Here is a 12,971-nt window from a genome sequence, read left to right on the forward strand (position 1 = left end):
TTACAACGCTCCAGTCAAATTTAAAAATGGCCACAGATAAAGATCCGGGCCATTTTTATTTAGTTTTTTTATTATTTGTTCTTTCTCAGATCTGTAAATTCCGCTGCTTTGTTTTTAGAAGTTTTTTTCAGCTTAAACTGATCAAACACTTCTCCAGATGCTTTGTAAGCCGTATAGTTCAAATCGTCACCATTTACAGAAATGATTTGGAAGAGCTGCGTATCTTCTGCAAAAACATCCATCCATTTTGGGTTAACATCCACCTTGTACATCTTAGGTCCAGCTACTGAAACCACATACATCGGTCCGCCTACTTTGCCCGAAGTTCCGAAAGGCAGGTTTTGACCACGACTATAGGTATGATCATGTCCTTGCAACAATAAATCGACATGGTATTTATCAAAGAGCGGCTTAAACAATTCTCTGAATTCCTTATTATCTCGCCCTTTTGCCGTAGAATAAATTGGGTGGTGATAAGTAATCATAGTCCATTTTTTGGGATTGTTTTTCAAGACTTCCTCAAGCCACTTTGCTTGCAATTTTAATGAGGTAGAATCCAGCACAATCATTTGTGAATTGAGCGAGATTACCCTCACATTCGAATAATCAATATAATACACCGATTCTTTTAACTGCGCAGGACCGTTTTCTGGCAGTGTGTATTGTGCCCGCCAATGCGGATCTAAAGTTAATGTACGGTGCTCATCTCTAAAATATTCGTGGTTTCCCGATGATGGAATACTCGGAATCATTCCATTGATAAAACCTCCACCAAAGTGCCACTCGCCCCATTCATTATCGTTGTTTGATCTGTTGATCAAATCTCCGGCATGAACAATAAAACGGGCATCACCATGTGTGGCAAAGGCCTTTCTAATTACTCTCGACCATTTTGAACGGATATCGTTCTGTGCATCGCCAAGGTAAATAAAAGAAAAGGGCTTTTCTGTAGCTGGTGCAGTTTTAAACTGAAACCATTCACTCCAATTTTTACCATCTCCAACCCGATAGGTGTATAAACGATCTGGTTGCAAATCGCTAAAAGTGATGCTGTGATAATTTGCCGATTGGTATTCTTTGCCTTTTAGAGTGGAAGTGACTGCTTGATATTCCTTCGCATCCGGCTTTTCTAATTTTGGCGAACTGCTTTCTAGCAAAATCTGCCCGTAGCCTACACTTACCGTGCTATCTGTTCTCCAGGTAACCGACTGAGTGGTTTTAGGATCGCCAGACCAGGTGAGGATGATTCGATCGGGAAAAGAGCCTGCGTTAAAATTTTGCGCCTTTACCTGGTTGTAAATAACGGCAGAGAGTAAAAGGCTTATGGATAAGAGAATTTTTTTCATTTTCATTATTGGAAAGGAGTGTATTTGAAGCCTAGGTTGGCCCATGATGAATAATATTTGTGGTCGTTCGGGCGTCCATCACCATAATCGAGTATGATTTGGGCGTTATTTATGTTGCTGATTCCCATGAAGATGGAGAACTTTTTGCTGATCTTTTGTGATGCTGAAAAGTCTAACTGTACTCTGCCTTTTTCCATCAAATCATTTGCTTGCACCTCTGCCAGTTCGGAGATAAAAGTATCGTAGAAATTCACAGAAATACGACCAGAGAAACCATATTTCTCATAAGACAAAGAAGCGTTTCCAACCTTCGGGCGCATAGATGGGAGTCTAACCGTTCTTTCGCTAACTATTCCAGGAACAGTAAACTTAGATTGAATTTGAGTAAAGTTACCGTAGATACCAAAGCCATTTAAGAAACCCGGTAAAAAGGTAAGCTGTTGCTGCCAGGCAATTTCATAGCCGTAAACATGCGCATTAGCGCCATTAACAGTTTGTGTTACCTGATAGCCGTTAAACTGCCCGCCAACCTGGGTGTAAATACTTTCGAAAATATAGTTTTCTATGTTTTTGTAAAATACACCACCCGAAATTAGACCTAGGGATTTTAGATAATGCTCAAATAAGAAATCAACATTTGTGGATGTCGCTTGATCAAGATTCGGATTACCGATTTTCATCCGTTTTCTTCGAGGTTCCACTTCCTGCCAAGGTACAAGATCGTAATAACCAGGACGGGAAAGTGATCTGGTTACTGCAGCCCTAAAATTGGTTCTCGAATCCAAAGCATATTTTAGATTTAAACTCGGGAAAAATCCAGCAAAAGATGATTTGGTGTTCACCTTATTGGTACTCACATAATTACCGGTGTTATCAAAATTTACGATATTTCCATTGTAATTGAAACCAGTCCGTTCGTAACGCAAACCACCAATAATATCAAACTTGTTTAAGGTTAGCTTTCCCATCCCGTAACCCGCGGCCAATGTTTCGCTACCATTGTAAGTATCTGGGTCGGTGTTTTGACGGATATAGGTCGTGTTATCTACAAAAAGTGATTTGTTGTTTTGGTAATATTCTTCTACCAGATAACCATCAGCAATTGCTCCCGAAAGGTTGTAATTGCCATCGAAATATTTCTCACGCTCATAGTTTCCGAGGAAGTTGGAAAGCGATAGTGTCCCTGTTTTTAAAGTATATTGATAATAATCTCTGGTGTGGTCGTCTTCTTTATACTTGTAGCGTCCTCCAAACTTGACCATCAATTTATTTTTTTCACTCAAATCGAAAGTGCGTTGCAAGTTTGCAGATGCCTGACCATCCTTGTCATGGGCAATCTGATGTCGGTTGGTGTAATAGTTTGTTTTATAATTTGCGGCATTGTTGGCATCTACATTTCCAAAATCAAACTGAGGGGCTCTAGGATTTGATACATCCAACGCAGCTGAAAGACCTGTATTGCTGAAATAACCATCAAAATATAGCGGTTGATCGTATAAACCGGTGGAGTAAGTAAAGTCTACGTTCGCTTTCCAGTTGTTGAAATCGGTTTTATAGCCTAATGAGAAACTTGTCAAATCGCGGTTGTAATTTCTCGGCGAACCACTCGAACCAATATTTACGCCAGTTACATGGTTAATATCGGTGTAATCGCCAATGCTGTAACTTTTCGTCCCTCTGGTTTGAAGTTCATAAAACTTATTGAAAGATCCTCGCAGGTAAATCTGGCTTTTCTCCGTAGGGAAAAAATCGAGCTCTGCTTGCAAACCCAGGTTTTCACGTCTTAAATCAGAACCTTCAAGTTCTAAATTAGATAACAAAACCTTTTCCTGTCCATTAATTTCATAAGTATCATAATCTTTTTGAACGCGATCTTCGCCTCTAAAGCTCTTGCTGTAATTAACCCCGGCAATGTATGCCCATTTATTATTTCGCTTTCCGTAGGTGATGGAACCATCGATGTTTTGCTTATCTAACAAGAAATTATGACCGAATGAACCTTTTACCTGAAGTTGTTCCTGACCCTGTTTTGGTGTTTTAGAAATAATATTTACCGAGCCTGATGTACCGTCAGCATCCAGATCTGGGGTAAGCGTTTTGTTCACTTCAATGGCTTCTACCGTAGAAGACAAAATTCCATTTAAATCTATTTCTCTGGAACTTGTAGAAGTGGAAGGCAATCTGTTGCCATTCAGCGTTACCGACCCCATAGATTGATCAAGTCCTCGGATGATGATGTTGCGTGGTAATCCGTAACTGTAATCCATGGCAATTCCAGGAACTCTTTGCATCGCCTCGCCAACTGTTGCATCCGGAAAACGTTCAATTTGTTCTTCAGAAAGTACATATTTAATGTTATCTGCATTTCGCATGCTACTTAATGCAACCGCCTCTCCACGTCTGATTCCATTGATGGTGATGCCTTTCATGTCGTTATTCAATCCCGAAATTTTTAGCTCAACGTTGGTGATTTTTCCATCTTCAATACTTACCGTATATTCACTTGGCGAATAGCCAATATAATTTACGGCCAGCACTGCTTTACCTACCGGTACATTGTCGATAATAAAATAACCATTTACATCGGTGATAAATTTTCTGTTGGCGCCTTTTAATACCACAGTTGCATAAGGTAGAGTTTTATCGTTCTCCTTATCCTTAATATAACCCACAATAGATCCGGGTTTTGCAATCTTCCGCATTTGAGGTTTGCTTTTAATCATCACCAATCCATTTTCTTCAATCATGATTAGTGAATTTTTTTGCAGTAGTGATTCAAGAATTTTTCTGGCAGTTTTCTGGCGATCGCTAACAGTTACTCTGTTTTCGGTAATAGCAGAATTAACGTAAACAAAGCTTACGCCTGTTTTATGCTCAATTTCTTTAAAGGCAACTTTTAATGAAACGTTTTTCAGTTCAAGGTTTATTTTTCTATCCAATCCGGTTTGTCCATTGGCCGAAGAAGCCTGTAACAGGTTGATAAAGAGGATAGAGGTAAAAGCGTAAATCAAGCTTATTCGCATAATTATTTTCACAGAGCGGCTAGCCCCATTAAAATTTTTCATAAATTTGGGTGTGTTTAAATGTTCGTATTTATTCATATTTCCAGATCAATCGACGGTTCGTGGCCATTGATCGATCCTATTAAGGCCGTTTCCTATCTTGGGATCGGCTTTTTAGTTTCCGTTACATGCGTTTCCTCCTTTTACATAAATAGTTTTATCGATTTGTTTGATATTGATGTTCATTACAGTTTGTATCGTTTTGAGAATTGTTTTTAAATCCTTATTCTCGAATGTAGCATTGAGCTTACAAGAACTTTGTTGATAACCTTTGGTGTCAAAGTTTACATTGAACCTTCTGGCTATGGTTTCCAATGCCTCCATTACTGGGGTTTGATCGAAAATAAGCCTACCACTTCGCCAAGCATCTACATCGTGATTATTTGTTATCGCAGCAAATTGTCCCGTTTGGTTGTCGAAAGAAATCTGATGATCAGGTAGGAGAAAGATAGGAGCAGAAGTTGGTGAGACGCTCTTCAATACGCCGACTTTACCTGTTTTTACCCCGATTTGTATCTGCTTTTCATTTTGGTATGCCCTAATGTTGAAACTTGTGCCATATACAACCGTTTTAATTTTACGGCTTTCTACCACAAAAGGTTTGGTTGGTTGATGTTTCACATCAAAGAAAGCCTCGCCAGATAGCTGAATAATCCTTGTAGAATCTTTTAACATATCTTTCTTGTACCGAATCGAGCTACCCGCATTTAGATTTACCTTTGATCCGTCTGGAAGATTAATTTCCAATAGCTTTCCTGCCGCTGCGGTTTGAGTAATGTATGTTGAGGTTTGTGGAATAATACTTTTTTTGTAGAACAAGCTTCCTATCACCAATAAGGCACCAATGCTGGCAGCTGCCAAACCATATTGCCAAAAAGAACGTGATGTTAATTTCGGAGCAGTGCTGGAATGTTTCGACTCAAATTGAGTTAGTGCTTCACTCTCTTCTGGCATGAGTTGCCCACTCATTTTCCAGATTTTTTCCACTTCGTTAAAGGTATTTTGGTGTTCAGGATCTTCTTCAAGCCAGCTATTTAATGCCTGCCGGGAATTAATCGTTTCTGTATCTGTAAATCTTTTGATGATGTTATTCCAAATTTCGTCTTTCATGGTCGTTTGTAGGTGCTCATGATGAAGGACAGATTTGAAAGCAGAAAATACGGGCTGGCTAGATTAAGCTTCTGTTAACTGTTCGTTAAAAAAATGTTTAGCATGCTCGTGGATAAATTTCATGCTCTTTGCCAGATGATCCTCTACGGTACGGTGCGAAATCTGCAGGAGTTCTGCAATTTCTGCGTAACTAAAACCCTCTATCCTGTGCATCCGAAAAACCAGTTGACGCTTTTGTGGTAACTGCGAAATGGTTTCTTGTAGAAAGTTCATTTGTGCAGATTCGGAAGGTGGAAATACTGCGGGTTGCGAAAGATCAGAAAGAACCGCTAAATCCTGGCTCTCGAGGTATTGAATTTTTTTTCTTTTATTGCTGGAGATTTGATTGAGTGCGGCGTTTTTTACCGCCTTAAACAGATAGCCCTTTATATTTTCGATATCGTTTTTCTGGCTACTGAGTTGTAAAAACACATCGTTGACAATGCTGCTGGCTTCTTCGGAATCGTTGAGATAGTATTCGGCGTAACCGCGAAGCAAGATCGACCAGCGTTTATAGAGCATTGCTAAGTCGCCAGAATGATTGTTCTGGTGCTTTATGTGCCAATTTTTTAAAGAATTTTCCACCAGGTGCTTGTCGGTACAAAGATGCCTGCGACGTATTACCAGGATATTAATGCAATGTTATCTGTTTGGCTTTTTTAATTGATTGAAATGTGGAAATTGTTATTTATTTACTTAAAACTCCTATTCAGATATCAAATTTGTTCTTATATCTAGCGATAGGGTTTTTCTTTTAAGTTGTTTAACACGAAGGAGATATTTTATGAATTTAATTTTATTCTATTAATTTTGTAGACTATGCATGTAGTTAAGGCGACGGAGGAAGAATTGTTGATTGCTTTGAAGCAGGGCAATGAGGAAGCCTTTTCAGCAATCTACAAGCTCTATGTGAAAAAAATATACGCTTTCACCTTGAACATTCTCAAATCGCCGGTAGTTGCAGAGGATGTTGTTCAGGAGGTTTTTGTAAAACTCTGGAAGAGCGCTCCCACGCTTGAAGACGATACATCTCTCAATGCCTTCCTTTATACCATTGCCCGTAACCTTGCTCTGAATGTTATACGTAAAGCTGGAAGAGAACAATGGCTTACCGATGAAATTGCCAGTCATGCATACGATACATGTGAAGATGGATTGGCATATACCCAGCGTAAACAGACTAAGGAGTTTCTGGATCATGCCATTTCGGCCTTGCCGCCTCAGCGTAAGCGGATTTATCAGCTCTGTCATATTGAGGGCTTTTCCTATAAACAAGCAGCAGGAAAACTTGGCATTTCGGATAGTACCATTAATAGTCAGATGGTGAGGGCAATTAAATCGATAAAAACCTATCTGCTCCGGAACGGTGCCCTGCTTTTACTGCTGGTATTTAAGTCATAATTTCTTTTCAAATAATTTATTTTCATCAAGAGTAAATGTACCAAGCTTGTTAGGTGTTATACTATTAAACACAAACAAATTGGAACATTCGATCAAGGAGCTTTTTCTAAAGTATTTGCAAAACCGTGCTACATGGCAGGAGATAGATAGGGTACTAGCTTTATCGGCCTCAGATGAATATGAGCAGGAATGGCAGGCAGCATTAAAAGAATTAGAGGCTGGTTTTGAAAATAATGCAACGGGAATTGAGCTTCAAAATGAAGAGGAACTTTATCGGAGAATAAAATCTCGTATTAACCAAAAGAAGCCTTATTTATTCAAATGGATTAGTTATGCTGCGGCAATGCTACTCGTTTCTTTTATCAGTTATCAAACCTTCCAGCGGTTGAATATCGGTAATAAGAAAACTGAACAACAAAGTGCTAAAGTTGCTGAAACAAAACCAAGTGGGCGCAAATGGCTAAAGTTGCCTGATGGTACATCGGTGCATCTAAACACAAACAGCACTCTTGAATACAGTGGCAGCTTTGAAGGAAAAAACAGCAGAGAAGTCACATTGATTGGTGAGGCATTTTTCGATGTAGCTCATGACGAGGCACATCCATTCTTAATTCATACCGGCGCAATTACAACCAAAGTTTTAGGTACAGCATTTAATATATCAGCATATCCAGATGCTAAGGCCATCACTGTAACCGTTGCCCGTGGCAAGGTGATGGTGCGAAATGAGAGCAAAACACTGGCAGTTCTTACGCCTAATCAACAATTGATCTGGAGTACAACTAAACTTACTGCGGCCAAGACTCGTATCGATGCGCAAAAGGTGGTCAGTTGGAAGTTGAAAGATTTGATTATGGACGATGTTACACTTGAGCAGGCCGCAGGAATGCTTGCAAGCCGATTTAAAGTTACCGTATTATTTAAAAACGAAAAGGTTAAAAGATGCCAGTTTACAGCGGCTTTCCTTAATCGTAATGATCTTAGCCAAGTTACATATGTATTATCGAATATAACAGGCGCAACTTTCAGCTTGAAAGGAAACCTGCTTACTATAGACGGCGCTGGCTGCGAGAATTAATTATCAACTATTAAACCAACCAAACAAGTAAATGAAGAAAAATTTAACCCCAACCTAGATTAGTTTATGATAAGCAGTAAACCCCGGCGGCTACCGGGGCTTACAAATGTTCTAAATTATATCAAACCACAACTTAAAACTTTTGCAATGTATTATAAATATACACCTTTTGCAAGTCAACCACTATTGACTTATTACCAACCTATTATTAAAAAACTGAGATTTTTTATGAAAGTAAATGCAGTGTTAATACTGATTTCCATTTTGACTGTTGGGAGCTTATTTGCAACGCCTGTCCTGGCGCAAGATCTCCAGGAAATTAAAATTTCCTCGGGCTTTCCTTCAGCAAGCATAAAGGACGCATTTTCCACCATTGAGGCACAAACTGATTTTCGTTTCGCCTACCGCAAAGAGGTAATTGCAGGGTTAAATGTGCCGGTTTTGAAAGCAAAAACCAGATCGATCAAACAACTACTTGATGAACTATTTGAATATAATGGCCTGCAATATAAAGTAGTTAACAATAGCATTATTATTTCCAGACCCAATATCGCTCAAAAGGGAAATATCACTTCCAGAATAGAAGTATTGGGCGTTGTTAAAGATGAAAAAGGAGTAGAGATGCCAGGCGTTTCGGTAAAGGTTAAGGGTAAGCCCATACAAACCATTACTGATGGGAATGGAGCCTTTAGGATTCAGGCTTCCAATGATGATGTTTTGGTATTCAGCTATATAGGATATGCAAGTTCGGAGATTCAGGTAATTAGCGGGAAAGCAATTGTTGTTACCTTAAAACCTGATGTTGGAACACTGGATGCAGTTGTAGTTATTGGTTATGGTACCACAACAAAAAGGGCAAACACTGGATCAGTGACCTCTGTAACTGCGGCACAGATTGCCAATCAACCGGTTACTGACCCATTAGCAGCCCTGCAGGGCAGAGTTGCCGGACTTGATATTTCAGCGATAACGGGTTATCCGGGTTCAGGTTATACCGTAAGACTAAGAGGCCAAAATTCTATATCCTCTGGGAATGATCCACTTTACATCGTTGATGGTGTACCGTTTATCTCAGAAACCTTATCGACCCTAAACGCTGCCAATGGCACTCAAAGTCCTTTAAGTAGTATTAACCCGGCCGATATTGAACAGATTGATATCTTAAAGGATGCAGATGCAACTGCTATTTATGGGTCTCGAGGTGCTAACGGCGTGATACTGATTACCACAAAGCGAGGAAGGTCTGGTAAGCCTGAATTTAATGCAAATGTATATACCGGTGTTTCTTCGATTAATAAAAGGGTAAAAATGCTTAATGGCGCTGAGTATCTCAAAATGAGACGTGAAGCTTACGCTAATGACGCGGTTACTCCAACTGAAACCCAGGCGCCGGATTTACTGCTTTGGGATCAGAATTTGGATCAAAACTGGCAAGATCAATTAATCGGAGAATCAGCAAACTTAACCGAATTACAATTAGGTTTTAGAGGGGGCGATCAGCAAACAAATTATTTGATTAGCGGAACTTTCAGAGATGAAAAAACAGTCCTTCCTGGTGATCTTGGTTATAAAAGGGGAGCTTTAAACCTTTCATTGAACCATAGCTCACTGGATAAAAAGTTTCAGTTTACAAGTTCTTTGAAATATACACTGGATGAAAACAATAATTTACCGAGCGATGTGACAAGTTTCTTCAATTTGGCGCCTAATTTTCCTATTTACGATCTACAAGGAAATTATTACTGGGTTGGAAATGAACAAAATCCTATGGCCTATTTCGAGCGGACCAATATTACCAATACCACTAATATTTTTGGGAATACTACATTGAGCTATGAACTTATAAAAGGCCTGAATGCAAAAATTAGTGCAGGTTTTAATAAGATGAACATGGATCAAACACAAACTTTTCCGAAGTTGGGCTTTAATCCGCTAACTTATAGTGGCAGTTCAGCAAATTATGGCGATGGAAAGCTCAATTCCTATATTGTAGAACCGCAATTGAATTATAATTTAAACTTGGGTAAAGGCAAACTCTCTGCCTTAGTTGGAGGAACCTGGCAGCATAGCTTGAGGGAAACACAATCGCTTGTGGGGAGTGGTTACGTAAGTGATCAGCAGCTCGATAATATCAAAGCGGCAACGCTAATAACGCCCCGAACTTACAGCTATACCAAATACCGCTATACATCAATTTTCAGTCGTTTAACTTATAATTGGGACGAGAAATATATTGTTAATGGAACATTTCGTAGAGATGGTTCTTCAAAGTTCGGTCCTAATAACCGATTTGGGAATTTTGGTGCTTTAGGGGCTGCCTGGTTGTTTAGCAATGAATCCTTTATTAAGGATAACGTTTCGTTTTTAAGCTTTGGTAAAATTAGAGGGAGCTTCGGAACCGTAGGGAATGATCAAATCGGAGATTATCAGTTTCTCGACAGCTGGTCGCCTACCAGCTACCCTTATGGTGGAATAGGTGGTATAACGCCAAGCCGTTTTCCAAATCCGGATTACAGTTGGGAAGTAAACAGAAAGCTTGAGGCAGGCCTGGATCTAGGATTTCTTAATGAAAGATTACTTTTAACAACAAACTTTTATAGAAACCGATCTAATAATCAATTGATTGGAAGTACGCTTTCTTCTCAATCTGGGTTTACGCAATACCAGGCGAATCTTCCCGCTTTGGTAGAAAATAAAGGACTTGAGATTGAACTGAGTTCCGTTAATATACGAAAGGAGCATTTTTCATGGAATAGCTCATTTAACATCACTTTCGCCCGTACTAAATTGCTGGAATATCCAAATCTGGTAAACTCGGCAAATGCCAACCGTTTCGTTATCGGGCAACCTATTGCCATTGTAAAGGGGTTTGATTTTCTGGGTGTTAATGCTGCCACAGGAGTCCCCGAATTCCGCGATTTGAATGGAGATAAGGCCATCTCAGATCCTGCAGATTTGGTTGTGATTGGAAACAGTATGCCGAAATTTTATGGTGGTATGCAAAACAGTTTTACTTACAAGCATTTCAGCTTTGAGTTTTTTGTTCAGTTCGTAAAACAGGAAGGGCCTGGTTTAAATTATGGTTATCTGAGCTATTCCAATGGTTATCCGCTAAGAAATAAAGATATTAGTGCTTTAGACCGGTGGACGACCCCTGGGAACCAAACTTCGGTGCCGGGAGCAAGTGCAACCGCAGGTAAAGCTATTTACACCGCATACCAGAATAACTATCGCCTTTCGAATGCAAACTGGGTAGATGCTTCGTTTATTAGATTGAAGAATGTTTCGCTCAAATACAATTTCTCAGAGATGCTGAAAAGCTGGAAGTTTAATAACATTAGCCTATATCTTCAGGCTCAGAATTTATTTACGATTACCGGATATGATGGATTTGATCCTGAGACAAAAGGCTACTCGCTTCCACCGTTAAGTATCTATACAGCAGGTTTACAGGTATCATTCTAACCCTTAAATTCAAATCAAATGAAAATTATCTATTATATTTTGTTCATTGCAGTTCTGAGTTCAGCTTCATCCTGCAAAAAATATGTTGACATAGAAGATCCAAAAGATCAGTTGGTCACCGGTAGTGTTTTTACTACCGATGCCACCGCAACATCAGCTATGGTTGGAATCTACAGTGATATGAATGCTTTCAATTATCAGTTTGCCAACGTACTTACCAGTTTCACTAATGCAATGGCTGCCGATGAGTTTATATATTCTTCGGCACTTGCAAATTTTGATGAATTTAAAAATAACGCAGTTACTCCTGGTAATACTTATGTGGGTTTAATGTGGTCCTCGCCATACAATTTTATCTACCGTGCAAATGCCGTTATAGAAGGCGTTAATGCTTCTACTACTTTAAGCCCTGCGGTTAAGACTCAGTTATTAGGGGAGGCCAAGTTTATCAGGGCTTTTTGCCACTTCTATCTGGTTAACTTTTTTGGCGATGTACCGTTAATTTTAAATACTGATGTTTTAAATAATACCAGTAAGGCAAGAACGCTCAAGACAGAAGTTTATGCAGCTATTATTCAGGATCTGAAAGAAGCTAAAGAACTCTTGATACTGGCTTATCCTGGCAACGGTGAACGGATCCGCCCGAACAAAACTGCTGCTACACTTTTACTTTCAAGGGTATACCTCTATGTGGGGAATAATGCATCAGCAGAAACTGAGGCCAGTGAGGTAATTGCAACTACTTCGCAGTATTCTCTTTTAAAAAATGCTGACCCTAATAATGTAGCCCACATGAGTAAATCCTTTTTGAAAAACAGCAACGAGGCCGTTTGGCAGCTCCAGGTGGTGAACACACTTGGAGGAAGAAATACCTGGGAAGGCAATACCTTGATTTCTACAGGTGCACCTTTTTACCGGCTTACAAAAGGGGCTTTAGGGTTAGAAAATGCATTTGAAGCCGGGGATAAACGCTTTACAAACTGGGTTGGAGAATATTCAACCGCTGCCGCACCAACGGTAGTTCATCGTTATCCATTCAAATATAAAGTGAGGGTTGGTGCAGCGGGCGCTGCTGCGACAGAATATTCTATGGTACTCCGTTTTGCCGAGGCTTATTTAATCCGTGCTGAGGCAAGAGTTCAGCTCAACAAATTATCCGAAGGAAAAGATGACCTCAACGTCATCCGCGACCGGGCAGGCTTAGCGCCTTTAACAACTGCCTCATCACAAGGGGCAGCCATGGCACAAGTAGAACAGGAAAGAAGGGTAGAGCTATTTTCTGAATGGGGACACCGCTGGTTAGATTTAAAAAGATGGAAAAGCTTATCAGGCGATGCAAGTAAAACCCGTGCAGATGATGTATTATCGCAAAGCAAAACCACCTGGAAATCAACAGCTATTTTGTTCCCAATTCCAAATGAGCCAATGCGTACCAATCCAAATATGGTTCAAAATCCTGGCTATAATTAA

General features: G+C 39.7%; 8 protein-coding genes. 4 read left to right on the forward strand and 4 right to left on the reverse strand.

Annotation, left to right across the window (positions count from 1 at the left end; genetic code table 11):
• Positions 1-71: 71 nt before the first annotated feature.
• From AC3ITD_RS02980 to AC3ITD_RS02995, 4 genes are all read right to left on the reverse strand, one after another.
• Positions 72-1,346, reverse strand: a complete 1,275-nt coding sequence (locus AC3ITD_RS02980) for a purple acid phosphatase family protein (protein WP_489363860.1) — start codon at positions 1,344-1,346, stop codon at positions 72-74.
• A 5-nt stretch (positions 1,347-1,351) separates the two neighbouring features.
• Positions 1,352-4,411 (reverse strand): TonB-dependent receptor, encoded by a 3,060-nt coding sequence (locus AC3ITD_RS02985; RefSeq protein WP_489363862.1) that lies wholly within the window; start codon positions 4,409-4,411, stop codon positions 1,352-1,354.
• 111 nt (positions 4,412-4,522) lie between these two features.
• Positions 4,523-5,518 (reverse strand): FecR family protein, encoded by a 996-nt coding sequence (locus tag AC3ITD_RS02990; protein WP_489363864.1) that lies wholly within the window; start codon positions 5,516-5,518, stop codon positions 4,523-4,525.
• Between the two features lie 63 nt (positions 5,519-5,581).
• On the reverse strand, positions 5,582-6,142 hold the full coding sequence (locus AC3ITD_RS02995) for a sigma-70 family RNA polymerase sigma factor (RefSeq protein WP_489363866.1): 561 nt from the start codon (positions 6,140-6,142) through the stop codon (positions 5,582-5,584).
• 234 nt (positions 6,143-6,376) lie between these two features.
• Between AC3ITD_RS02995 and AC3ITD_RS03000 the strand changes: the two genes are divergently transcribed.
• From AC3ITD_RS03000 to AC3ITD_RS03015, 4 genes are all read left to right on the forward strand, one after another.
• Positions 6,377-6,958, forward strand: coding sequence for an RNA polymerase sigma factor (locus tag AC3ITD_RS03000; RefSeq protein ID WP_489363868.1), 582 nt, complete (start codon positions 6,377-6,379; stop codon positions 6,956-6,958).
• Positions 6,959-7,037: 79 nt separating this feature from the next.
• Complete coding sequence (locus AC3ITD_RS03005; RefSeq protein WP_489363870.1) at positions 7,038-8,036, forward strand: FecR family protein; 999 nt, start codon at positions 7,038-7,040, stop codon at positions 8,034-8,036.
• 228 nt (positions 8,037-8,264) lie between these two features.
• Complete coding sequence (locus AC3ITD_RS03010) at positions 8,265-11,501, forward strand: TonB-dependent receptor (RefSeq protein WP_489363872.1); 3,237 nt, start codon at positions 8,265-8,267, stop codon at positions 11,499-11,501.
• An 18-nt stretch (positions 11,502-11,519) separates the two neighbouring features.
• A complete protein-coding gene (locus AC3ITD_RS03015) occupies positions 11,520-12,971 on the forward strand; it encodes a RagB/SusD family nutrient uptake outer membrane protein (RefSeq protein WP_265797723.1) in 1,452 nt (483 codons plus the stop codon).

This window comes from Pedobacter sp. KH_004, from assembly GCF_057840755.1.

What these genes read in the sequence shown, in the direction of transcription:
- AC3ITD_RS02980 (WP_489363860.1), bottom strand. Translation starts at nt 1,346, where the DNA reads ATGAAAAAAATTCTCTTATCCATAAGCCTTTTACTCTCTGCCGTTATT.
- AC3ITD_RS02985 (WP_489363862.1), bottom strand. Translation starts at nt 4,411, where the DNA reads ATGAAAAATTTTAATGGGGCTAGCCGCTCTGTGAAAATAATTATGCGA.
- AC3ITD_RS02990 (WP_489363864.1), bottom strand. Translation starts at nt 5,518, where the DNA reads ATGAAAGACGAAATTTGGAATAACATCATCAAAAGATTTACAGATACA.
- AC3ITD_RS03000 (WP_489363868.1), top strand. Translation starts at nt 6,377, where the DNA reads ATGCATGTAGTTAAGGCGACGGAGGAAGAATTGTTGATTGCTTTGAAG.
- AC3ITD_RS03010 (WP_489363872.1), top strand. Translation starts at nt 8,265, where the DNA reads ATGAAAGTAAATGCAGTGTTAATACTGATTTCCATTTTGACTGTTGGG.
- AC3ITD_RS03015 (WP_265797723.1), top strand. Translation starts at nt 11,520, where the DNA reads ATGAAAATTATCTATTATATTTTGTTCATTGCAGTTCTGAGTTCAGCT.